The 21,836-nt window shown below is 63.1% G+C and carries 22 protein-coding genes; 11 read left to right on the top strand and 11 right to left on the bottom strand.

The window, feature by feature from the left end:
* Nucleotides 1–388 precede the first annotated feature (388 nt).
* The 7 genes from prfB (at nt 389) to rimI (ending at nt 6,876) form a co-directional block, all read left to right on the top strand.
* Nucleotides 389–1,487 (top strand): peptide chain release factor 2 gene (prfB, locus tag LUN51_RS00230; protein ID WP_098060069.1). Its coding sequence is split into 2 segments (ribosomal slippage): nt 389–463 and nt 465–1,487, totalling 1,098 coding nucleotides; the frame shifts between segments, so codons are not numbered across the junction.
* Between the two features lie 159 nt (nt 1,488–1,646).
* The gene (lysS, locus tag LUN51_RS00235; protein ID WP_277809641.1) at nt 1,647–3,155 is read left to right on the top strand and encodes a lysine--tRNA ligase; all 1,509 of its coding nucleotides are present in this window, start codon (nt 1,647–1,649) and stop codon (nt 3,153–3,155) included.
* Between the two features lie 172 nt (nt 3,156–3,327).
* A complete protein-coding gene (locus tag LUN51_RS00240) occupies nt 3,328–3,714 on the top strand; it encodes a hypothetical protein (protein WP_075367750.1) in 387 nt (128 codons plus the stop codon).
* A gap of 55 nt (nt 3,715–3,769) precedes the next feature.
* Complete coding sequence (locus tag LUN51_RS00245; RefSeq protein WP_245797999.1) at nt 3,770–5,200, top strand: MFS transporter; 1,431 nt, start codon at nt 3,770–3,772, stop codon at nt 5,198–5,200.
* A gap of 66 nt (nt 5,201–5,266) precedes the next feature.
* Entirely contained in the window at nt 5,267–5,578 is a 312-nt protein-coding gene (locus tag LUN51_RS00250) for a BolA family protein (protein WP_040243100.1), read from the top strand.
* On the top strand, nt 5,526–6,431 hold the full coding sequence (locus tag LUN51_RS00255; RefSeq protein ID WP_175575820.1) for a hypothetical protein: 906 nt from the start codon (nt 5,526–5,528) through the stop codon (nt 6,429–6,431). Before LUN51_RS00250 ends, LUN51_RS00255 begins: the two co-directional genes overlap by 53 nt.
* Nucleotides 6,421–6,876, top strand: coding sequence for a ribosomal protein S18-alanine N-acetyltransferase (gene rimI / locus LUN51_RS00260; RefSeq protein WP_277809642.1), 456 nt, complete (start codon nt 6,421–6,423; stop codon nt 6,874–6,876). Before LUN51_RS00255 ends, rimI begins: the two co-directional genes overlap by 11 nt.
* Before the next feature lie 45 nt (nt 6,877–6,921).
* On the opposite strand, the gene LUN51_RS00265 is transcribed toward rimI, so the two are convergent.
* Nucleotides 6,922–7,131, bottom strand: a complete 210-nt coding sequence (locus LUN51_RS00265; RefSeq protein WP_040243096.1) for a cell division protein ZapB — start codon at nt 7,129–7,131, stop codon at nt 6,922–6,924.
* A gap of 123 nt (nt 7,132–7,254) precedes the next feature.
* Nucleotides 7,255–7,878, bottom strand: a complete 624-nt coding sequence (gene rsmD / locus LUN51_RS00270) for a 16S rRNA (guanine(966)-N(2))-methyltransferase RsmD (protein ID WP_277810173.1) — start codon at nt 7,876–7,878, stop codon at nt 7,255–7,257.
* 136 nt (nt 7,879–8,014) lie between these two features.
* Between rsmD and ftsY the strand changes: the two genes are divergently transcribed.
* The 4 genes from ftsY (at nt 8,015) to rpoH (ending at nt 12,154) form a co-directional block, all read left to right on the top strand.
* Entirely contained in the window at nt 8,015–9,472 is a 1,458-nt protein-coding gene (ftsY, locus tag LUN51_RS00275) for a signal recognition particle-docking protein FtsY (RefSeq protein ID WP_277809643.1), read from the top strand.
* A gap of 4 nt (nt 9,473–9,476) precedes the next feature.
* Nucleotides 9,477–10,145: a cell division ATP-binding protein FtsE gene (ftsE, locus tag LUN51_RS00280; protein WP_040243093.1), complete on the top strand. Its 669-nt coding sequence runs from the start codon at nt 9,477–9,479 to the stop codon at nt 10,143–10,145.
* The gene (gene ftsX, locus LUN51_RS00285) at nt 10,142–11,134 is read left to right on the top strand and encodes a permease-like cell division protein FtsX (RefSeq protein ID WP_277809644.1); all 993 of its coding nucleotides are present in this window, start codon (nt 10,142–10,144) and stop codon (nt 11,132–11,134) included. Before ftsE ends, ftsX begins: the two co-directional genes overlap by 4 nt.
* A 153-nt stretch (nt 11,135–11,287) precedes the next feature.
* Entirely contained in the window at nt 11,288–12,154 is an 867-nt protein-coding gene (gene rpoH / locus LUN51_RS00290) for an RNA polymerase sigma factor RpoH (RefSeq protein WP_097022199.1), read from the top strand.
* 92 nt (nt 12,155–12,246) lie between these two features.
* Here the strand turns inward: rpoH and slmA are convergent, their stop codons facing one another.
* The 9 genes from slmA to LUN51_RS00335 all read right to left on the bottom strand — a co-directional run bounded on the left by slmA (nt 12,247) and on the right by LUN51_RS00335 (nt 21,762).
* On the bottom strand, nt 12,247–12,864 hold the full coding sequence (slmA, locus tag LUN51_RS00295; RefSeq protein WP_246919171.1) for a nucleoid occlusion factor SlmA: 618 nt from the start codon (nt 12,862–12,864) through the stop codon (nt 12,247–12,249).
* Nucleotides 12,865–12,968: 104 nt separating this feature from the next.
* Nucleotides 12,969–13,886, bottom strand: a complete 918-nt coding sequence (argB, locus tag LUN51_RS00300) for an acetylglutamate kinase (RefSeq protein WP_277809645.1) — start codon at nt 13,884–13,886, stop codon at nt 12,969–12,971.
* Nucleotides 13,887–13,937: 51 nt separating this feature from the next.
* Nucleotides 13,938–15,350 carry a phosphomannomutase/phosphoglucomutase gene (locus LUN51_RS00305; RefSeq protein WP_277809646.1) on the bottom strand — a complete coding sequence of 471 codons (1,413 nt, stop codon included), beginning with the start codon at nt 15,348–15,350 and terminating at the stop codon, nt 13,938–13,940.
* 72 nt (nt 15,351–15,422) lie between these two features.
* The gene (dut, locus tag LUN51_RS00310; protein WP_075367744.1) at nt 15,423–15,899 is read right to left on the bottom strand and encodes a dUTP diphosphatase; all 477 of its coding nucleotides are present in this window, start codon (nt 15,897–15,899) and stop codon (nt 15,423–15,425) included.
* A gap of 13 nt (nt 15,900–15,912) precedes the next feature.
* Nucleotides 15,913–17,187, bottom strand: coding sequence for a bifunctional phosphopantothenoylcysteine decarboxylase/phosphopantothenate--cysteine ligase CoaBC (gene coaBC, locus LUN51_RS00315; protein WP_277809647.1), 1,275 nt, complete (start codon nt 17,185–17,187; stop codon nt 15,913–15,915).
* Between the two features lie 73 nt (nt 17,188–17,260).
* On the bottom strand, nt 17,261–18,436 hold the full coding sequence (gene uxuA, locus LUN51_RS00320; RefSeq protein ID WP_277809648.1) for a mannonate dehydratase: 1,176 nt from the start codon (nt 18,434–18,436) through the stop codon (nt 17,261–17,263).
* A gap of 9 nt (nt 18,437–18,445) precedes the next feature.
* Entirely contained in the window at nt 18,446–19,903 is a 1,458-nt protein-coding gene (locus tag LUN51_RS00325) for a mannitol dehydrogenase family protein (RefSeq protein WP_277809649.1), read from the bottom strand.
* A gap of 6 nt (nt 19,904–19,909) precedes the next feature.
* Nucleotides 19,910–21,190 carry a TRAP transporter large permease gene (locus tag LUN51_RS00330; RefSeq protein WP_040243079.1) on the bottom strand — a complete coding sequence of 427 codons (1,281 nt, stop codon included), beginning with the start codon at nt 21,188–21,190 and terminating at the stop codon, nt 19,910–19,912.
* Nucleotides 21,190–21,762, bottom strand: coding sequence for a TRAP transporter small permease (locus tag LUN51_RS00335; RefSeq protein ID WP_277809650.1), 573 nt, complete (start codon nt 21,760–21,762; stop codon nt 21,190–21,192). The genes LUN51_RS00330 and LUN51_RS00335 overlap by 1 nt, the downstream gene beginning before the upstream one ends.
* Between the last annotated feature and the right edge of the window lie 74 nt (nt 21,763–21,836).

Below are 21,836 nucleotides of genomic sequence, written 5' to 3' on the forward strand. Positions count from 1 at the left end.
CTGGCACCGACAAACACAGCCGTGTATGTCTTTGTAGCTCGCCAGATTTGCTAGGCGAACGCGCTGAGGCTACGCCTCTGCTGAGAGCGTGTATTTAGCATGTGTTAAGGCAGGCCCATTCAGTGCCGCCACTGCAAACGCAAGACGTTTGCAACGCCTCTTCATGGTGTGCTGTGACAAGGTGCTGGAACAAAAAGTCGCTCTTTGGAAGCTTTGCAGGCCGGATGCTGAATTGTTTAGCAGTTCCATAGAGCGCTTATTAATGCCGCGAAGCGCGGCATGGGATAGCCGCTCGCGGGTGCATTGGCTACAATGTGTCTCTTTTCTTCACCGCGTGGCGGCCAGCACGCCACTGCGGTGCGAATCAGCGCGTCTGAAAAGGATTCCCATGCAAGAGATCAGCCCGATCAACCACCTCCTCAAGGACCTGTCCGAACGGACAGACGTCCTGAGGGGGTATCTTTGACTATGCCGCAAAGAAAGAACGGCTAGAGGAAGTCACCCGCGAACTGGAAAATCCGGATGTGTGGAGTGATCCGGATTACGCGCAAAAGCTGGGCAAGGAGCGCGCGACTCTGGAGGCGGTCGTCGAGACCTTCGACGTGTTGGAGCGGGGCCTGACGGATCATCAGGAACTGCTCGAGCTGGCGGTGGTGGAGGAAGACGACGCCACCATCGACGAAGTGCGAAGCGAACTCGACAAACTCGAGTCCCAGCTCGCCAAGCTCGAGTTCCGGCGTATGTTTTCCGGCGAGATGGACCCCAACAACGCCTATCTCGATATCCAGGCCGGCTCCGGCGGCACCGAGGCGCAGGATTGGGCCAATATCTTGCTGCGCATGTATTTGCGCTGGTGCGAACATCACGGCTTCAAGACCGATATCATCGAGTTATCCAGCGGCGACGTAGCAGGCATCAAGTCGGCGACCTTGCACATTCAAGGCGATTACGCCTTCGGCTGGCTACGCACCGAGACCGGCGTGCATCGCCTGGTGCGCAAGAGCCCGTTCGATTCAGGTGGGCGTCGGCATACGTCGTTCGCCTCTGTGTTTCTATCGCCGGAAATCGACGACAACTTCGAGATCGAGGTCAATCCGTCCGATTTGCGCGTCGATACCTACCGTTCCAGTGGTGCCGGCGGCCAGCACGTCAACACCACCGACTCGGCGGTACGTATCACCCACGAACCCACGGGGATCGTGGTGGCATGCCAAGGCCAGCGAAGCCAGCATGCCAACCGCGACTTCGCCATGAAGCAGCTCAGGGCGAAGTTGTGGGAGCTGGAAATGGACAAGCGCAACGCCGCCAAGCAGGAAGCCGAGGACAACAAGTCGGATATTGGCTGGGGCAGTCAGATCCGCTCCTATGTGCTTGATGACCAGCGCATCAAGGATTTACGCACGGGGGTGCAGTCCAGCAACTGCGAGAAAGTGCTCGACGGTGATCTGGATCAGTTCATCGAGGCAAGCCTGAAACAAGGGCTTTAAGAAAGCCTGAAGAGCGGCACTTCGTGCCTGGAAGCTGTAAGAGGGAAGAAAGATCAAAAGTCAAACTTCAAAAGCCGTGGAGTGGTTGTGGAGTGGTGGTTTGATCTTGGCTTCTAGCTTCTAGCTTCCAGCTTTCTTTTATTCTTTACAGGTAACGATATGGCCAACCAAGACTCCTCTCAACACGACGAGAATCACCTGATCGCGGAACGCCGCGCCAAGTTGGCGGCACGTCGCGCCCAAGCCGCAGAAGAGGGCGGTAGCGCCTTTCCCAGCGATTTTCGCCGTGACAGTCTCGCGGCCGAACTGCAGGCCGAGCTGGGCGACAAGGACAAGGGCGAGCTGGAAACGCTCGACCGTCAGGCCTCGGTCGCTGGGCGCATCATGCGCCAGCGCGGACCGTTCATCGTCATCCAGGACGTTTCCGACCAGATTCAGTTGTATGTCGACAAGAAAGGCCTGCCCGCCGAGGTGCTGGAGGACGTCAAAAGCTGGGACATCGGCGATATCGTCGCGGCGCGCGGGCCGGTACACAAATCCGGCAAGGGCGATCTGTACGTGATGATGGGCGAGGCGCGTTTGCTGACCAAGAGCCTGCGTCCCCTGCCTGACAAGTTTCACGGCTTGACCGACACCGAAGCACGCTATCGGCAGCGCTACGTCGACCTGATCATGAATCCCGAGTCGCGGCGCGTCTTCGAGGTGCGCTCGCGGGTGATCAGCGGCATTCGGCGCTTTTTGGTCGATCGCGGCTTCATGGAAGTCGAAACGCCGATGCTGCAGCAGATTCCCGGCGGCGCCACGGCACGGCCTTTCGTCACGCATCACAACGCGCTGGATATCGACATGTATCTGCGTGTTGCGCCGGAGCTGTATCTCAAGCGTTTGGTCGTGGGCGGCTTCGAGCGAGTCTTCGAGATCAACCGCAACTTCCGTAACGAGGGGTTATCGACGCGTCATAACCCCGAGTTCACCATGCTCGAGTTCTACTGGGCCTATGCCGATTACCGTGACCTGCTCGACCTGACCGAGGCGATGATTCGCGACGTCGCCCACGACGTGCTGGGCACGACGACGGTTGAGTATCAGGGCGCGAGCTATGAACTCGGCGAGCCTTTCCAGCGGCTTACCCTGCGCCAGTCGATTCTAGAATACGGCGGCGGTATCGGCGAAGGCGATATCGATACCTTCGACGGCGCTCAGGCGACCTGCGAGCGTTTGAGAATTCCCGTCAAGCCGAACTGGGGCTTGGGCAAGCTGCAGACCGAGATCTTCGAGGCTGTTGCGGAAGAAAAGCTCGATCGTCCGACGTTCATCACCGAGTATCCGGCTGAGGTCAGCCCGCTGGCGCGGCGCAACGATACCGATCCTCACGTTACTGACCGCTTCGAGTTCTTCGTCGGTGGCCGCGAGATCGCTAATGGCTTCTCCGAGCTTAACGATGCCGAAGACCAGGCCGAGCGCTTCGCTGAGCAGGCGGCCGAGAAGGACGCCGGCGACCTAGAAGCGATGTACTACGATGCCGATTACGTCCGCGCGCTGGAATACGGCCTGCCGCCGACGGCGGGCGAGGGCATTGGTATCGACCGCCTGGTCATGCTGCTTACCGACAGCCCGTCGATCCGCGACGTATTGTTGTTCCCGGCGATGCGTCCTTCCGCCGAGTGAAGGCGCTTTGCTCGTTGGGTCATGGTGCGTCACCTGCGCACTCCGCATGGGGAGCGAGAGGCGCTCATGGCGGGGCTGTCCGGCCGGGGCGGAAATTATTGGTAAGGGGCGCTTCGAGCGCCCATAATGGCGTCGTTTTGGCGTCGCGCCCCGTCTGTCCAGGAGAATCCCGATGAAACTGCTTAACCGCTCCGCGCTGAGCGTCAAGCCGACCCAGGCGTTCGTTGATTGGATCAACTCGCTGGAGCCCACCGTCGGTGAGGACGATTTGACCCTCGACGATGTCGAGCGTGAAAGCACCGTCTATCTGATCCCGGAAATGGACTCGCCCGAGGTGCTGGCCGCCTATGTACGCGAGCGCCATCTCGATCTGCTCGAGAACGAGCTGAGCGCTTGGGAAGAAGACTCACGCCAATGGCCGGAACCGCTCGACTGGTCGTTATTCGAGGACTTCCTCATCGTCGAACACAGCTATCTGGCGTTGGATCTCGATGATGAAGTGCCGCTCGAAATTTCCGAGATCGACGATGGACTGCTGCTTGAAACCGAAGAGGATTGACGCGTTCGGTGAGCGGTGTAGAGAGCTGGTACGCAGCGGTTATTAAGCCGCCGGTATGTCGCGGGACAAGAGCATTGGTAAAGGTCAAGGGTATGTCGACGTGCTGATGCGGCGTCTTTTCGTGACACGCCCCGGCGACGAAGGCTTACCTGGCCCCCAGCGCCGCCTGGCGATGCTGGTGATGGTGTTGGGAACGTTGATGTCGGTGCTTGATAACGGCATCGTCAATATCGCGTTGCCCACTCTGGCGCAAGAGCTGGCGGTGAGCGAGTCGCGCGCGGTGTGGGTCACCAACGTCTACCAGCTGGTATGCGCGGCCCTGTTGCTGGGGTTTGCCGCCTTGAGCCGGCTTATTGGGCGGCGACGCCTATACTTGGGTGGCCTGGCGTTGTTCGTGCTGGCCTCGCTATGTTGTGCGCTGTCACGCAGTTTCGAATGGCTGGTGGCATCGCGCATGTTACAAGGCATTGGCGCCGCGGCGATGTTGAGCATCGGCCCGTCCATGTACCGCTTGATCTTTCCTTCGCGGCTGTTGGGCTCGGCAATCGGTATGGGTGCCTTGGTGGTGGCCTTCGGCATCGCCTTCGGCCCATCGCTGGGCGGCATCATCCTGCATTTCGCGAGTTGGCCATGGCTGTTCGCCATCAACGTGCCGCTGGGGCTGCTGGCCTTGATCCTGGGGATTCGCGCGCTACCCAGCGAGACAATCGAGTCCCGGGGATTCGATTGGCTAGGAGCACTGCTCTCGGCCTCGATGCTCAGCGGTTTCGTGTTTTCGCTCGATCATATCGGCCACGGTGCGCGCGGTACGAGTGCCTGGTTGCCGTTGCTGCTCAGCGTGTTGTGTCTGGTGCTGTTCGTGTGGCGCCAACGGCGCGCGAATGCGCCCTTGGTGCCATTGCCCATGTTTCGTGCCACGCGCTTTAGCATCGCCGCGATGATCTCGCTGATGGCCTTCGTCGCTCAGGGAATTACCTTCGTGGGGCTGCCATTCATGTTTCAGACGGTGATGGGCGCGACCCCGCTCGAGGCGGCCATGCTATTCACCCCCTGGCCGTTAGCGCTGATGCTGATAGGGCCGCTCTCGGGGCGGCTCGCCGACCGCTTCAATCCGACATTGATCTCGTCGCTCGGCCTGGCGATCTTCCTGCTCGGGATGCTGAGCCTGGTAACGCTGACGGCCGAGTCCGGCGCCGTGTCGATTGCTTGGCGGGCAGTGTTATGCGGGGTTGGCTATGGGCTTTTCCAGGCGCCTAACAATCGCGAGATGATCGGCAGCGTGGCGTTGACCTACAGCGCCAATGCCTCGGGCGTGCTGGCCTCGGTACGGACCTTCGGTCAAGCCTTGGGGACCGCATCTGTGGGGTTGATGCTGGCGCTTTCCTGGGGATCGCTGTCGTATGCGTTGTGGCTGGGCTGTGCCAGTGTGGTGGTGGCGTTGGCACTTAGTGTGTGGCGGATTCCGCTGGCGCGCGCCAAGGCGTGAGCGATGCTTATTCCCCACCGCGGGAAACGTTACAATGACGCGTATCCGACAGAGGAGGAAGGTGTCATGAGTGTTCAGGCACGTATCGAAGAGAAGCTGCAGTCACTCGACCCCGAGCATGCGGCGGTCGAGAACGAAAGCCACATGCACAATGTGCCGCCGGACTCCGAAACGCACTTCAAGGTGACGTTGGTCGCCGAGCGCTTCGCGGGCCTGATGCCGGTCAAGCGCCATCAGCAGGTCTACGCGTTGCTCGCCGACGAGCTTTCCGGCCCGGTGCACGCCTTGGCCTTGCACCTCTATACGCCCGAGGAGTGGCACCAGCGTGCCGCGACGCGTCCGGATTCTCCCAATTGTCGAGGCGGCGGCGCAGGCTGACATGGTAGGCGACGTCCAGCGGTTGCAATATCTCGAGGCTATGGGGCTTGGCGCCTGGACCAGCCGTTATCGGCTGCCCAATGCGCTGCCTACGCCTGCGTGCGAATGGGAAGCGGCACCGGTCGAAGCGCCGACGAGCCACGGTGCGCGCTTGCAAGCACTGCTCGACGACGCGGCTAAGGTCCCGTCGACACCACCTCCGGAAGAGACTCCTTCGGGGGCGACGCCATCGCGAGATACCGACAAGCCGGCCGTGAATGCGTCTGCACGGGCATTGCTGCTGGGCGATGCGCCGCCTGCGTCGTCGCCCTCGGTACCGGAGGCTGCCGCCGAAGCTGAACCAGTGGCGCCGACCTCGGATGTCGGCGAGACCAAGGCGCACGCGGCGCTGCGCTACGACCTGCAAGTCGCGGCCTTGGAGGGGCGCTGGTTGCTGCTGGTGCCCGAGGCTAATGCGCCCGATCGAGTGGCGCATGAGCTGCTTGGCAACCTGCTGCGCGCGGCCGGCATTGCCGTGGACACGGCGCTCGAGTTCCGCAGTTTTCAATGGCCGCTCGTCGATAACGCGCCGGCGACGGCGCCCTTGGACGAGGCCCGTGACGGCCTGCGTGCCTATCTCTCGGGCCAGGCGCGGCGCGGCTGGCGTCCCGAGCGGCTGTTGGTGTTCGGCCGGGACACGACTCTGAGCGCAGTGCTGGCCCTCGAGGAAGCACGCAGCGAGACCTTAAGCTTGCCCTGCTGGACGCTGCCGTCATTGTCGGAGCTTAAGTCGTCCGCCGCTGCCAAGCGCACGCTATGGCCGCAGCTTGCGGCGTGGCGCGACGCCTGGGCGGGACGCGACGATGCGTCTTGAGCGTCTCGCTGTGGCGCATCTGGATGCCGTGGCGGCGCTCGAGGAAGCGGGGCAGGTACATCCCTGGAAGCGAGCGACCCTCGCGCGGGCACTCGCCGACGACACCCTGGAAGTCTGGGGTGCGTGGCGTGATGCGGCCCTACTAGGGTATGCGGTGCTTGCCTGGTTGCCCTTCGAGGCCGAGCTGCAAGCGATCACCGTGGTGCCGCACGTGCGTCGCCAGGGCGTAGCAGGCAGGTTGCTTGCACATCTCGTGACGCGCGCCCGGCAAGGCGGTGCCGAGCGCTTACTACTGGAAGTGCGCGCAAGCAACACACCTGCCCTGGCGCTGTACCGTCAATATGGTTTCGACGAGGATGGGCGTCGGCGCGGTTACTATCCTCCTGTGACGAGGGGAGGCGAACGCGAAGCGGCGGTGCTGATGTCGACGTCTCTCAAGGCGTGAGCGGTCGACTGACGGCGCTTCCCATCTTGAAGTATTGATTCTGGGTTACTGATTTTGCGCGTTATCGCTGGTGTCGTCTTCGATATCCTGGAACTTGCCTAACAGCCCGTTAAGGCGGCGTTCCCATTCGTCACGCTCCTGCTTGAGGCGCGTGTTTTCCTCGCGCAGCTCTTCCGCCTCCATTTTTAGCATCTCGATGGTCTCGACAGCGTTCTGCACCTTCTGCTCGAGCTGGTTGAAGAGTTCGAGGCTCATGGACTTCTCCTACACGTTGGATGGGGCGATGCGAGTGGCACGGGCGAATCTTGCCGAGCCGTTGGCGGCTAGCGTACGCGCGCGTGGCGCGCGCGACAAGCGTCTCCAGGCCCCGACAGGGTGTCAGGCAGCGCGTTGGCGGCGATAAAGACGCCCGATGCCATCGCCGGCGCGCACCTCGCGATGCAGTTGCCAGTTAGCGGGCACCTGAGGCACGCTCTCGCGCTCTATTTCCAGATAGATTAATGCCTCCTCACTGAGCCAACCGTGCTCCTCTAGCGCTTGGCAGGCATCGACGGCGTGGCCCTGACGAAAGGGCGGATCGAGGAACACGATATCGAAAGGCGTGACGGGGCCAGCGAGAAATGCCATGGCGGTTTGGCGCTGCACATGGCCGTTGGCGCCCAGCGTGGCGATATTGGTGCTCAGGCTGGCGGCGACATCGCTGTCGGTCTCCACGAAAAGGGCCTGAGCGGCGCCGCGCGAGAGTGCCTCTAGCCCTAGCGCGCCGGTACCGGCGTACAAGTCCAGAACGTGTGCGCCGGCGAGCTCGAAGGCCAGCCAGTTGAACAGCGTCTCGCGGATGCGGTCCGGCGTGGGGCGTAGGCCGGGCCGCTCGAGCACGGGCAGCTGTCGGCGGCGGTAGTCGCCGCCGATGAGGCGCAAGCGCCCGCTCGCGCGTGATGGCGAGACGCGGCGTGAGTCACGGGCGGAACGCTTGGAAGAGGAGGAACGACGTCGATTCATGATCGGCGGATTGTACCGCCACCCGCCGCACAGTGATAGGATATGGCGATTCAGACACTTCAGGACGCCGGGCGTCATTCCCGCCGTGTCGCGGGGAACGTGGCGCACGTCGTCCGCGTAGACGTAGATCACGCCCATGTTCGGTTTTTTAAAGCGCAAGAAGAAGCAAGAGTCTCCCGCCCAGGACGTCGATGAGTCGCAAGAGGAAGCGGCGGCGCTCGACAATGAAGAGGGCGACACCGGTCACGAGGAATCGACCGACGATGAGGCGCGTCGCGCCGTTGGAACGGTTGATCCCGACTCGGGCGAAGCGGCCGAGATTGTCCCTGAGCCGTACGAAACCCAGGCCGCACGCGAAGCCTTGGACGACCCCGAGGTAACGCCCCGCGACGGTGCCATGGGCGATGCCCGGCCGCTCGATCCCAATGCCGAGGCGCTCGCCGAAGACGTCGCTCCCGCCGAGGCATCGCCAGAATCTTCTCAGTCGGCTGCCAAGCCGGAGACGATTGCAGAGCCCGAGCCCGAGCCCGAGCCCGAGCCCGATGACGAGGATGAGACGCGCACCGACGCGGCCGATACAGCGCCGCAGGAACCGACATCGACGCAGATCGACGAGCCGACAAGCGTAGCGCAACCCCGCGAGCGCCCCAAGAAGAAGAGTTGGTTCGCGCGCATAAAGTCGGGACTCGGCAAGACACGCGCCAATTTCACCGAAGGGCTGGCGGGTCTGTTTCTGGGCAAGAAGCAGATCGACGATGAGTTGATGGAGGATCTCGAGACCCAACTGCTGATGGCGGATGTGGGGATCGAGGCAACCACCGAGATCATCGACCGCCTGACTGAGCGCGTCTCGCGCAAGGAATTGAAGGATCCGCAGGCGCTTTACTCAGCCTTGCAGGAAGAGCTTCAGGACCTGCTCGATCCGGTCGCCCAGCCGCTGGCGTTGCCGCCCAAGGGCGAAGGGCCGTTCGTGATTCTCATGGTCGGCGTCAATGGCGTTGGCAAAACCACCACCATCGGCAAGCTGACGCAGCGTTTCCAGAACGAGGGGCGCAGTGTGATGTTGGCCGCGGGCGATACCTTCCGTGCGGCGGCGGTGGAGCAGCTCAAGGTATGGGGCGACCGCAACCAGGTGCCGGTAGTGGCGCAGCACACCGGCGCCGATAGCGCCTCGGTCATTTACGATGCGCTCTCCGCCGCCAAGGCGCGCGGTGTCGATGTGCTGATCGCCGATACCGCCGGGCGCCTGCATAACAAAAGCCATCTGATGGAAGAGCTCAAGAAGGTGCGCCGCGTCATGGCCAAGCTCGACGAGCAGGCGCCGCATGAGGTGATGCTGGTGCTGGATGCGGGAACGGGCCAGAACGCGCTTTCCCAGGCCTCGACCTTCAACGAGGCGATACCCGTGACCGGCATCACCTTGACCAAGCTCGACGGCACCGCCAAAGGCGGCATCATCTTCGCTCTGGCCAAGCAGTTGGGCACGCCGATTCGTTTCATCGGGGTGGGCGAGACCCTCGACGACTTGCGACCGTTCGCTGCCGAGGATTTCGTCTCTGCGCTGTTCGAGCGCGACACGGGGGGAGACGCGTAGCGGTATGATCGTCTTCGAGCATGTCGGCAAACGTTACGGCGGGCGCTCCGAGGCCCTCGCCGATATCAACTTCCGAGTGGGGCGGGGCGAAATGTTGTTCCTCACCGGGCACTCGGGGGCTGGCAAGAGCTCGTTGCTGCGCTTGATCATGCGCTTGGAAAAGCCCTCGCGCGGTCGCGTACTGGTGGCCGGCCACGACCTTGATCGCTTTCATCTCAGCCAGATCCCTTACTACCGGCGCCAGATCGGGGTGGTCTTTCAGGACCACCAGCTGCTGTTCGATCGTAGCGTCTTCGCCAACGTGGCGTTGCCGTTGGAGATTCAGGGCGTGGAGCCTCGCGAGTCGGCGCGGCGCGTGCGTGCCGCGTTGGATAAGGTTGGCCTGCTTTACCGGGAGACGGCGCTTCCCATCGAACTCTCGAGCGGTGAGCGCCAACGCATCGGCATCGCGCGAGCGGTGGTCAACAAGCCGTCGTTGCTGCTTGCTGACGAGCCCACCGGCAATCTCGACCCGCAGCTCTCCGCGGATATCATGCGGTTGTTCGAGGACTTCAACCGCATCGGCACCACGGTGATGGTCGCAAGCCACGACCTGGCCTTGATCACGCGCCTGCGGCACCGGGTCTTGCGCCTACGTGAGGGACGGTTGGTCGGCGACGAGGAGGCGGCATGACCCGACGAACGACGTCTCCGGAAAGCCAGCGTCCTGCGCGGCGTGGCGCCCGAGCCTCGCAGGTAGGCCTGGAAAGCCGCACGCGGGCATGGCTGCGTCATCATCGCGCGATGTGGCTCGATAGCGCCCAGCGGCTCGCCAAGCGCCCGCTGAGCAGCCTGTTGACCATGCTGGCGATCGCCATCGCCTTGGTGCTGCCCAGTGGGTTGTGGCTGGCGCTGGACAGCGCGCGATTACTGGATGCCGAGCTCGATGAAAGCGCGACAGTGACCGTCTATCTCGATACGCGCCTCGATGAGCGCGCGGCGATGGAGGTCGCTGCGCGACTGCGCGATCAGACACCCGTGGCGGGCGCGCGGCTGGTGACTGCCGCCGAAGGCCTGGCCGAATTCCAGGAGGGCGTCGGACTTGAGGATGCGCTGGCCTCGCTGGAAGACAACCCATTGCCCGCGGCCGTTGTGGTCACCCCGGCCGACACCGATCCTGATTCGGTGCGTGTGCTGGCGAGCAATCTCGAAGCGGTCGATGGCGTCGACGAGGCGCGCGTCGATCTCGCTTGGCTGGAGCGCCTGCGGCGTCTGGCTGAATTGGGGCAACGTTTGGCCCTGGCGCTGGCGGGACTGTTCGGGTTGGGCGTGCTGCTGGTGGTTGGCAATACCATTCGGCTAGCGGTGGAGAGCCGCCGTCAGGAGATCGAGGTAGTGACGTTGATCGGGGCCACCCATGCGTTCGTGCGTCGCCCGTTCCTGTATAGCGGTGCCTGGTATGGCCTGGGCGGCGGCGTGCTGGCGATAGTATTGCTGGTCCTGGGCGGCCACTGGCTGTCGGCGCCGGTCACCGCCCTGGCCGAGAGTTATGGGGCGCATTTCACACTGCCGCGACTAGGCCTCGGGGGATCGGTTTTGCTATGTTTTTGTAGTACACTGCTTGGCTGGCTGGGTGCTTGGTTAGCCGTCGGCCGTCATCTTGCCGACATCAAACCCCGCTAGGCTTGACAAGCCTGATGGCATGTATTGAACTTTCGTTCAAGTTAGCCTTCTAATGGGTCATACGTGTTATCAGGCACATGATTCCTTCGCCGTGCAGCCGTGGATGTTGGATACGCCACGCACGCAGGGTGAACAACCGATGGAGACATCTGCATGAGCAACAGTCTTCAGCCCGTGGGTCATCTTTCTCCCGGTCATGACCTGAATGGTTACATTCAGGCCGTCAATCGCATTGCTGTGCTGTCCTCCGATGAGGAGCGAGAGCTGGGCTTCCGCCTATACGAACAAGGCGATCTCGAAGCGGCGCGGCGTCTGGTCATGTCGCACCTGCGTTTTGTGGTACACATCGCACGCAGCTATTCCGGCTACGGCCTGCCTCAGGCCGACTTGATTCAGGAAGGCAACGTCGGCTTGATGAAAGCCGTCAAGCGTTTCGACCCGAATCAGGGAGTGCGCTTGGTATCGTTTGCCGTGCACTGGATCAAGGCCGAGATTCACGAATACGTGCTGCGCAATTGGCGCATCGTGAAGATTGCTACCACCAAGGCCCAGCGCAAGCTGTTCTTCAATCTGCGTGGTGCCAAGAAGCGCTTGGCCTGGCTCAATAACGATGAAGTCGATGCCATCGCCAAGGATCTCGACGTCAAGCCGCAGGTAGTGCGCGAGATGGAAGGCCGTCTCTCGGCGTTTGATGCTGGCTACGATGCCTCGCCCTCCGAAGATGAAGATCAGGGCTATCAGGCGCCGGTCCATTACCTCGACGACGAGCGCTACGACCCGGCGGCACAGCTTGAAGCCGCGGATTGGGAAGAGGACTCTTCGCATCGCCTGCAGTCTGCGCTGGGTGAGCTCGATGAGCGCTCGCAGGATATCCTGAAGCGTCGCTGGCTTTCCGAGTCCAAGTCCACGCTGCATGAGCTGGCCGATGTGTACGGCGTCTCTGCCGAGCGTATTCGTCAGCTCGAGAAGAACGCCATGAAGAAGATCAAGCAGCAGCTCGGCGACGCCTTCGCCGCCTGAGTTGGCGCGCTAACGCGAAGATTGGCGCGAGACAATCCGCAAGCGAAATCAACAATGCCCGGCCATGCGCCGGGCATTGTTGTATGCAGCGTCTACACGTGGGCGGGGTGTGGCGTGGCGACCAGCAGGCGGGCGGAGAGCATCTGCCACTGATCTTCCCAGTGCTCGGTGGGCAGGCGACGGAAGTCACTGCGCACGTATTGCGTAATGCGCCCATCGGCGGTGGCCAGCAGCAGGTTAGCGGCGGCCGAGACCTGTAGCGTGGTGCGCAATCCTTCGTGAATCTCGGCTTCGCGCAGTATCTGTTTGAGCTGGGTTTCCAGGCGGTCGAAGAGCTGCGTCATGCGCACGCGCAAGCGCGCTGTCTCGCCGGTCAAGGCATCGCCACCGAGCAGTCGACACAGGCCGGGGTTCTTTTCGGCGAAGCCCAGCAGCAGTGTCAGGATATGATGGCAGCGCGCCTGTGCCTGCGGCTCCTCATCGAGAATGCGACGGATGCGTTCGAACAATGTCTCCTCTATGAATTCGATCAGCCCTTCGAACATCCGCGCTTTGCTGGGGAAATGCCGGTAGAGGGCGGCTTCGCTGACGCCGACCTGGCGGGCTAGCGCGGCGGTCGTGATCCGTTTGCCGCTGTCCTCCTGCAACATCAGCGCCAGCGCCTGGAGGATCTGCTCCCGACGAGTTTGCTTAGGTGTTTCCTGCGTCATCGATATTCTTCTATTGGAATCGTGTTAGCCCATCCTAATGGGCTGCCGGGGTGCCGACAAATCGTCGCGCATCACGGCGCACCGTCCCGGGTGCGAGGAGAGTGTCAGTCTGTGCTGCCTTCGCTTTCGGTGTCGGTGATCAGTGTGCCGACACCGGCGTTGGTGAAAATCTCCAGTAGCGTGGCATGCGGTACGCGGCCGTCGATGATATGCGAACTGGCCACGCCGCCTTTGACGGCATCCAGCGCGCAGCGGATCTTGGGAAGCATGCCGCCATGGATGGTGCCATCGCCGATCATGGCGTCCACCTGGGCGGTGGAGAGGCCGGTCATGACCTCGCCCTCGGCATTCATTAGTCCGGCGACGTTGGTCAGCAGCATTAGCTTCTCGGCACTCAGCGCTTCGGCGACCTTGCCGGCGACCAGGTCGGCGTTGATGTTGTAGCTATGGCCTTCCGCGTCGACGCCGATCGGGGCGATCACGGGGATGAAGTCACGCGCGGTGAGCATCTCGATGAGGTCGGTGGCGATGTGCTCAACCTCACCGACATGGCCGATATCGATGATTTCCGGCGCGGTCATCTCCGGGCTCTGATGCTCGACGCGCAACTGGCGTGCGGTGATTTGTGCGCCGTCCTTGCCGGTCAAGCCGATGGCCTTGCCGCCGCTGCGGTTGATTAGGTTGACGATGCTCTTGTTGACCAGCCCACCGAGCACCATCTCGACTACGTCCATGGTCTCGGCATCGGTGACACGCATCCCGCCGACGAAGCGCGACTCTATGTTCAGACGCTTGAGAAGATCGCCGATCTGCGGGCCGCCGCCATGCACTACCACCGGATTGATGCCGACTTCCTTCATCAGCACCATGTCACGGGCGAAGGAGTCGATCAGGGTGTCCTCGGTCATGGCGTTGCCGCCGTACTTCACTACCACTGTCTTGCCGGAGAAGCGCTGAATATAAGGCAGTGCTTCCGACAGGATTTCGACCACTAGACGCGGGTCGCGTGCGTGTTCATTCATGAAGGTTGTCTCCTTGGAAGCGGCCGGTGCTCGGACACCGGCCGCCGAGCATCAGAAGGGTAGATCGGCCTCGGGAGCGACCTGCTTGAGAGCGTCGCGGAACTGGCCCTGAATGCGTGTCAGGGCTTCCTCGCTCTTGCCCTCGAAGCGCAGCACCAGCATTGGCGTGGTATTGGACGCGCGGCACAGGCCCCAGCCGTCGGCATAGTCGACCCGGATGCCGTCGAGAGTGGTCTTTACACCATCCTCGCCGAAGTCGCCTTCCCGGGCGAGCTTGTCGACGATGGCAAACTTGTTCTCATCGCTGACCTTGGCATTGAGCTCCGGCGTGCTGAGGTCCTGCGGGAAGCGCTCAAAGAAGGCGTCGGCGTCCAGACCCTGCGTGGCGCGTTGTTTGGCAAGGATTTCCAGCAGCCGCGCGGCGCCGTACAAGCCGTCGTCGAAGCCGTACCAGCGTTCCTTGAAGAAGATATGGCCGCTCATTTCACCGGCCAGCGCCGCGCCGGTTTCCTTCATGCGCGCCTTGATCAGCGAGTGCCCGGTGCGCCACATCTCCGGTGTGCCGCCGGCATTCTCGACCACCTGGGCCAGGTTGCCGGTGCACTTGACGTCGAAGATGATACGCGCACCGGGACTGCGTTGGAGCAGGTCCTCGGCGAATGCCATCATTAGGCGGTCGGGATAGATCACTTCGCCCTTGGGCGTGACCACGCCGAGACGGTCGCCGTCACCGTCGAAGGCCAGGCCGACGTCCGCGCCGGTTTCCTTGACGGTGCGGATCAAGTCCTCGAGGTTTTCCAGCTTACCGGGATCGGGGTGGTGATTGGGGAAATCGCCGTCGATTTCGGCGAACAGCGGTATCATTTCCGCTCCCAGGCGCTCGATCAGTTGCGGGCCGAGTTCGCCAGCCACGCCGTTGCCGCAGTCGACCACGGCCTTGATTTTCCCGCTCAAACTGACATCGCCGAGAATGCGTTCGAGATATGCTTCGCGCACATCCATTTCACGCAGGCTACCTTCGCCCTCGCCGATCGCATCGTCCTGGATGCGCTGATAAAGCGCGGTAATGGCGTCGCCGGAGAGCGTTTCGCCGCCCAGCACGATCTTGAAGCCGTTGTAGTCGGGCGGGTTGTGGCTGCCCGTGACCATGACGCCGGAGCTGGTGCCCTCCAGCGTGTGTGTGGCGAAGTAGAGTACCGGCGTGGGTACCATGCCGATGTCTACCACGTCGCGCCCTGCGCCGCGTAGACCGCGAATCAGGGCTGCCTGCAGGCGCTTACCCGAGTGGCGGCCGTCGCGGGCGACGACTACGGTGGTTTCGTCGCGGCTGGCGGCTTCGGCCCCGATGGCACGACCGATCAGTTCGACGCCGTCCTCGGTCAGGCTGTCGTCGACGATGCCGCGAATGTCATAGGCGCGGAAAATGGACGCACTGATGGATGTATTGGGAGCTTGTTGGCTCATGGTGAATCCCTTCGAGTCGATGGCCATGTGGCCGTGAACGTCGGGGCGACCGTCAGCGTCGCCCGCCCGAACTCAATGGCGTCCGGAGTGACCGAAGCCACCTCCGGCGCGCTCGCTGGCGGCGAAGTCCTCGACGATGTCGAGCTTGGCCTGTACCACGGGCACAAGCACATATTGTGCCAGGCGCTCGCCCGGTTCCAGAACGAACGTCTGGTTGCCGCGGTTCCAGACCGAGATCATCAGCTCGCCTTGATAGTCGGAGTCGATCAGGCCGACGAGATTGCCCAGCACGATGCCATGCTTATGCCCCAGGCCGGAGCGCGGCAGGATCATACCGGCAAGTCCCGGGTCGCCGATGTGAACGGCCAAGCCGGTGCGCACCAGCTCGCAGTCACCCGGTGCCAGCGTCAGCGGGCCATCGAGCAAGGCGCGCAGGTCCATGCCGGCGCTGCCTGTGGTGGCGTAACCGGGAAGCGGGAAGTCGTGTACGCGTTCGTCCAGAATCTTCACCGACAAGGTGGTGTCGGAAGACAACGAGGCATCTGACATGAGAATGGGTCCGTCAGTCGTGCGCCGTGGGGGCGCGGTGGGCGTAAAGCGTCAATACCCGGTCGACGATAGCATCGGCCAGGGTGGTCTTGGGCTGCGGCGGCAGTGCTTGGCTGTCAGTGTCATCGCTGACACGCCACAGCAGCAGGGCGGCGTTGTCGTCGGCGCCGAAGCCGAGCCCGGCCTGGGAAACATCGTTGGCGACGATCATATCCATGCCCTTGCGGGTCAGCTTATCGCGTGCATAGCGTTCCACGTCACGGGTCTCGGCGGCAAAGCCTACTACCAGCGGGCGCGGTGAATGCGCGGCGATCTCGGCCACGATATCGGGGTTCTTGACCAGGGTGAGCGTCAGCGTCTCGCTAGCGTCGGTCTTCTTGAGCTTGTGCTCGGCCACTGTTTCGGCGCGGTAGTCGGCGACCGCCGCGCAGCCGATGAAAATATCGCTCTCGGTGACGGCGTGCTCGGCGGCGGCAAGCATTTCGCTTGCCGATGTCACATCGACGCGCTCGACATCCGTAGGCGTCGCCAGAGCGACCGGCCCGCTGATCAAGCGCACCTGGGCGCCACGCCGGGCCCAGGCACCCGCCAGGGCGTAGCCCATCTTGCCGGAACTGTGATTGGAGAGATAACGCACCGGATCGAGCGCCTCATGGGTCGGCCCGGCGGTGATCGTCACCCGCAACGCCTCGGCATCGCGCACAGCCGGCGCGACGTCGGGCGCCGTGGAGCTAGGCGCATCCTCGGGCGCCATCGAAAGCTCGGCGACCAGCGCTTCCGGCTCGCGCATGCGGCCGGGGCCGACATCGCCACATGCCTGCTCGCCTCCATCCGGGCCCAGCAGGCGCCAACCCTGGGTGCGCAACGTCGCGGCATTGGCTTGGGTCGCGGGATGGCGCCACATGGCCTGATTCATCGCCGGTGCCATGACGCATTGCGCCTCACTGGCCAGGCACAGCGTGGTGAGCAGGTCGTCGGCATGGCCATGCGCCAGGCGCGCCATGAGATCGGCGGTAGCCGGCGCGACGAGGATCACGTCCGCCCAGCGCGCCAGCTCGATATGCCCCATGCCAGCTTCCGCCTCGGGGTCGAGCAGTGACGTGCGCACCGCTTCGCCGGTGAGTGCCTGAAGCGTCAGCGGGGTAATGAACGTCTGCGCGCCTTCGGTCATGACCACGCGCACATCGCAGCCCGCCTTCTTCAATAGACGGGCGAGCTGGGCGCTTTTGTAAGCGGCGATACCGGCACTGATGCCGAGTAACACGCGCTTGCCGAAGAGTGTTGGCATGGCGGGAATCCTGACCGTTTTGCAGGCCTTCCACCTTACCATCGTGCCCCGGCTTTGCGTAGCGGACGCCGCTTCAAGCGCATAGCTGTTTGATGGCGGTCTCTATTCCTCGCAATTCTGCCAGCCCCTTGAGACGCCCGATCAGCGGATAACCCGGGCGTGTTTCGCGCGAGAGATCATCCAGCAGGTGATGGCCATGATCGGGGCGTAGCGGCAGTCGTGGACCGCCGTCACACTCGCGGCGACGTTCCTCGTCGAGCAGGGTCTTGATCACGCCGACCATGTCGACATCACCATCGAGATGAGCCGCCTCATGGAAAGTTCGCGGGTCGGCCTCGCGCTTTGTGGCGCGCAGGTGGGTGAAGTAGATGCGCGAGGCGAAACGCTCGCCCATTGCCACCAGATCGATGGCTTCGCTGACACCATAGGAACCCGTGCAGAAGGTCAGACCGTTGGCTGGGCTGGGGGCGACATCGAGGATCCACTCAACGTCGTCGGGCGTCGAGACCACGCGTGGTAGGCCGAACAGTGAACGGGGCGGGTCGTCGGGATGAATCGCCAGGCGAATGCCGACCTCCTCGGCCACCGGCACGATGGCGCTCAGGAAATGGCCGAGATTGGCGCGCAAGCGGGCGGCGTCGATCTCGGCATACTCGGCGATCACCTGGCGAAAGCGTGCCAGGGTGTAGTGCTCCTCGGCGCCGGGCAACCCGGCGATGATGGTATCGATCAGTCGCTGGCGCGCCGTTTCGTCGAGCGCTTCGAGATGGCGACGCGCGGCCTCGCGCTCGGCGTCGCTGTAGTCGCGTTCGGCGCCGGGGCGCTCGAGCAGGTACAGGTCGAAGGCGGCGAAGGCGGTCTGCTCGAAGCGCAGCGCGGTGCCGCCGCTGGGCAGCGGCCAGGCCAAGTCGGTGCGTGTCCAGTCGAGCACCGGCATGAAGTTGTAGCAGACCACATCGATGCCGCAGGCCGCCAGATTGCGCAGCGTCTGCTGGTAGTTGGCGATGTAGGTATCGCAGTCGCCGCGTCCCTTCTTGATGTCCTCGTGGACCGGCACGCTTTCGACCACCGACCAGGTGAGCCCCGAGGCTTCGATCAATGCCTTGCGCTCGGCGATTGCCTCGCGAGGCCAGGTTTCGCCGTTGGGGATCTCGTGCAGGGCGGTGACGATGCCGGTAGCTCCGGTCTGGCGGATGTCGTCGAGGGTGATCGGGTCGTCGGGCCCGAACCAGCGCCAGGTGTGTTCCATGGTCGTATCCTATCGTATCGGTACGTCGAGAATGGTCAGGGCCTCCTCGACGCCACATTCGTTCAGCGTGTGGTAGGCGTCGAGCACCGCGCGAGAGAAGCGCGCGTCGTCGGCCAGCTCGCTTGGAAAAACGCTGTCGAGGGCGAGAAAGGCGGCGATCAGTGGCTCGGGCTTGTCGTGGTTGGCATGCAACGCGGCGAAGATTTCGGCCATTGGGTCGTCGACCGGGTGGCTCTCGCCTGCCAGATTGTTGCCAGCGGTATAGCGGATCCAGGCCGCTACGCCGAGCGCCGTGCAAGCGATCTCGCCCCCGACCTCGAGCCGTACCTGCGCTCCGGCGTGCCAGCGTTGGGGGAGCTTCTGAGATCCATCCATGGCGATCTGTTGCAGGCGATGATGCAGGCTATCGTTGGCAAAGCGAGCGATCAGACGATCGGCGTAGGCCTCGAGGTCGATGTCTGCCGGCATGGCCAACGTCGGTGCGGCTTCGCGGCGCATGTAGCCGCGCAGCAGGGCGGCGAATTCCGGACGATCGACGGCTTCTGCCACTGTCTCGATGCCCGCCAGCACGCCGAGATAGGCGAGCAGCGAATGGCTGCCGTTGAGCATACGTAGCTTCATGGCCTCGAAGGGCGCGACATCGGCGACCATCTGCACGCCGTCGTGCTGCCAGTCGGGGCGACCCTGCGGGAAGTCGTCTTCGATCACCCATTGGCTGAAAGACTCGCAGGCCACTGCGGCGGGGTCGTCGATACCGAGTGTGCGTAGGCGCTCGAACTCGGCCTCGCTCATCGCCGGGACGATGCGGTCGACCATGCTCGAGGGAAAGGCCACGGCATCGGCGATCCATTCGGCGAGCTTCTCGTCGCGCCGACGGGCCAGCTCGACCACTACGCGGCGAGTGCGCTTGCCATTATCGGGCATGTTGTCGCAGCACAGCACCGTGAACGCTGGGGTGCCGGCCGTGAATCGCCGAGCTAGCGCTTCGACCAGCATGCCTGGTGCGGTCCGCGGTTGCGTGGGATTGGTGATGTCGTGGCGAATCGGCTCGGCGTCGAGCAGCAGCCGTCCGTCCGCCGGGTCGAGGTGGTAGCCTTTCTCGGTCACGGTTAGCGTGACGATACGCACGCCTGGTTCGCTCATGCGGGCCAGCAGGGCCTCGAGATCTTCGCCGCCGGGGCCGGCATAGAGCGTCTCACGGATCGCCGCGATCTCGCGCAGGGTCAGGGTGTCGCTGTCGGTGTATTCGGCGACGTGATAGCGCTGATCGCGTTCGCGCATCAGTTCGACGAGCTGGCGGTTGGAACGCAGGTTGGCGCTGGCGATACCCCACGGGCCGCCATCATGGCGGGCCAGGTTACGCTCCAGATAGACCGCCTGGTGGGCGCGGTGAAAGGCGCCCAGGCCGAGATGGACGATGCCCACCGGGGCCGGCGCGTGCGTGCTGGGTATCGATGTCGGGGTCATGGTCGATCAGTCTCCCATCAGCAGGTTGGGCAGCCACAGCGAAAGGGCCGGCACATAGGACACCAGTAGCAGCACCACCAGGTTGCAGATAAGAAACGGCACGATGGCTCGAGCCACACGCAGCATCGGCAGCTTGCCGATACCCGAGACAACGAAAAGGCAGACCCCGAGGGGTGGTGTGGTCAGTCCGATCATCAGGTTAAGCACCGCCATCAGGCCGAAATGCACGGGGTCCATGCCCACGCCGGTGGCTACTCCCAGTAGCGCGGGGAACAGAATGATCAGTGCGGCGATGGTCTCCATGAAGGTGCCGACCACCAGCAGGATCAGGTTGAGTATCAGGATGACTACGATGGGATTCGCGCTAAAGCCTAGGATCTGGTCGGCGATCATCTGTGGGATCTGCTGGCTGGTGAGAATCCAGCCGAACAGGTTGGCCAAGCCCACCAGCAGCATCAGCGAGCCGGAGGTCAGTACCGTATCGACGACGATCTGCGGCAGGTTGCGCCAGGTGATGCCCTTATAGACGAACATGCCGATCACCAAGGCGTACAGGCTGGCGACGATGGACGCCTCGGTGGGCGTAAAGAAGCCGCCGATGATGCCGTAGAGAATGATGAAGGTCATCATCAGTGCCCAGAATGCACTGCGTCCTTCCTTGATCAGTTCCTTGAAGGTCGAACGCTTCTCGCGCGGGTAGCCGCGCTTCACGGCCAGGATGTACACGGTGATCATCATCGCCAGACCCAGCAACAAGCCCGGAATGGCGCCGGCCAGAAACATCCGGCCGACCGAAACGCCGGATAGCGAGCCGGCGATGATCATCGGCACGCTGGGGGGAATGATCGGCCCCACTGTCGACGAGGCGGCGGTCACTGCGGCGGCGAAGGGCTTGTCGTAGCCGGCGCGGGACATGCCGGGGATCATCACTGAACCGATGCTTGCCGCATCGGCCACGGCGGTACCGGAGATGCCGCCGAAGATCATCGAACCACCCACGTTGGCGAGCCCCAGTCCACCGCGGATATGCCCCATCAGGGCGTTCGCGAAACGCACGATGTGATCGGTGATGTTGCCGACATTCATCAGGTTGCCGGCAAGCACGAAACCGGGAATGCATAGCAGCACGAAGGTGTCGATCCCCCCGTACATGCGCTGCGGGACGATGGTCAGTGAGATGTCCGATAGCAGTAGGTAAGAAAGCGAAGCGATGCCCAGCGAGAAGGCAATAGGGATACCCACTAGCAGCAGGACCAGAAATACGCAGAACAGGACAGCGACTTCCATTACGGCGTCTCCCCGGTATGGGTCGATCCGCTGCGAGCAATGGCCACGCTGGCCTCGATCAGGCCGATCGCCGCATACAGGGCGGATAAGCCGAACAGGGCGACGGTCGAGAAGAAGATATAGTGCATGTGAACCTCGAGAGTCGGCGAGGTCTGGAAGGCCCCCACCTGCGCGAATTGCATGGCGTAGGGGATCATCCACGCGGAGAAGACACCCACGACCAAACAACATAGTGCTCGGTAGACCAACTGGCTGCGCCGGCCCAGCAGATGCTGGAAAAGTTCGACGTTGACGTGGCGGTTGCGGCGAAGGACGAGGCCGGACGACAGCGCCACCATGTAGATGAATAGGTAGCGCGACAGCTCCTCGGTCCAGGCCGGGGAGCTAGGCAGCGCCACTCGGGAGACGATTTGCAGGATCACCACGGCGGCGATGGCTAGCAGTGCCAGCGATGCGAGTAGGGCAAACAGGCGGTCGAACCCGCTGACCAACCGCCCCCAGATACCGCCGAGGGGTGGGATCACGGCGATGTCGTGCAGCGGATCGCTCGATATGGAATCGGAATCGCTCATCAGGAATGTTCCTCGGCGAGTCGGCAGAGTGCCGGGGCCGTCATGCCCAGCCCCGGCGTGGGGGATGTGCCCGA

This window comes from Chromohalobacter canadensis (assembly GCF_029544075.1).
In the GTDB taxonomy this organism is placed as follows: domain Bacteria; phylum Pseudomonadota; class Gammaproteobacteria; order Pseudomonadales; family Halomonadaceae; genus Chromohalobacter; species Chromohalobacter canadensis_A.

Coding starts and splice junctions, on each gene's coding strand:
- lysS (WP_277809641.1), top strand. CDS start 1,647: ATGGCCAACCAAGACTCCTCTCAACACGACGAGAATCACCTGATCGCG.
- LUN51_RS00240 (WP_075367750.1), top strand. CDS start 3,328: ATGAAACTGCTTAACCGCTCCGCGCTGAGCGTCAAGCCGACCCAGGCG.
- LUN51_RS00245 (WP_245797999.1), top strand. CDS start 3,770: ATGTCGCGGGACAAGAGCATTGGTAAAGGTCAAGGGTATGTCGACGTG.
- LUN51_RS00250 (WP_040243100.1), top strand. CDS start 5,267: ATGAGTGTTCAGGCACGTATCGAAGAGAAGCTGCAGTCACTCGACCCC.
- rimI (WP_277809642.1), top strand. CDS start 6,421: ATGCGTCTTGAGCGTCTCGCTGTGGCGCATCTGGATGCCGTGGCGGCG.
- LUN51_RS00265 (WP_040243096.1), bottom strand. CDS start 7,131: ATGAGCCTCGAACTCTTCAACCAGCTCGAGCAGAAGGTGCAGAACGCT.
- rsmD (WP_277810173.1), bottom strand. CDS start 7,878: ATGAATCGACGTCGTTCCTCCTCTTCCAAGCGTTCCGCCCGTGACTCA.
- ftsY (WP_277809643.1), top strand. CDS start 8,015: ATGTTCGGTTTTTTAAAGCGCAAGAAGAAGCAAGAGTCTCCCGCCCAG.
- ftsE (WP_040243093.1), top strand. CDS start 9,477: ATGATCGTCTTCGAGCATGTCGGCAAACGTTACGGCGGGCGCTCCGAG.
- ftsX (WP_277809644.1), top strand. CDS start 10,142: ATGACCCGACGAACGACGTCTCCGGAAAGCCAGCGTCCTGCGCGGCGT.
- rpoH (WP_097022199.1), top strand. CDS start 11,288: ATGAGCAACAGTCTTCAGCCCGTGGGTCATCTTTCTCCCGGTCATGAC.
- slmA (WP_246919171.1), bottom strand. CDS start 12,864: ATGACGCAGGAAACACCTAAGCAAACTCGTCGGGAGCAGATCCTCCAG.
- argB (WP_277809645.1), bottom strand. CDS start 13,886: ATGAATGAACACGCACGCGACCCGCGTCTAGTGGTCGAAATCCTGTCG.
- LUN51_RS00305 (WP_277809646.1), bottom strand. CDS start 15,350: ATGAGCCAACAAGCTCCCAATACATCCATCAGTGCGTCCATTTTCCGC.
- dut (WP_075367744.1), bottom strand. CDS start 15,899: ATGTCAGATGCCTCGTTGTCTTCCGACACCACCTTGTCGGTGAAGATT.
- coaBC (WP_277809647.1), bottom strand. CDS start 17,187: ATGCCAACACTCTTCGGCAAGCGCGTGTTACTCGGCATCAGTGCCGGT.
- uxuA (WP_277809648.1), bottom strand. CDS start 18,436: ATGGAACACACCTGGCGCTGGTTCGGGCCCGACGACCCGATCACCCTC.
- LUN51_RS00325 (WP_277809649.1), bottom strand. CDS start 19,903: ATGACCCCGACATCGATACCCAGCACGCACGCGCCGGCCCCGGTGGGC.
- LUN51_RS00330 (WP_040243079.1), bottom strand. CDS start 21,190: ATGGAAGTCGCTGTCCTGTTCTGCGTATTTCTGGTCCTGCTGCTAGTG.
- LUN51_RS00335 (WP_277809650.1), bottom strand. CDS start 21,762: ATGAGCGATTCCGATTCCATATCGAGCGATCCGCTGCACGACATCGCC.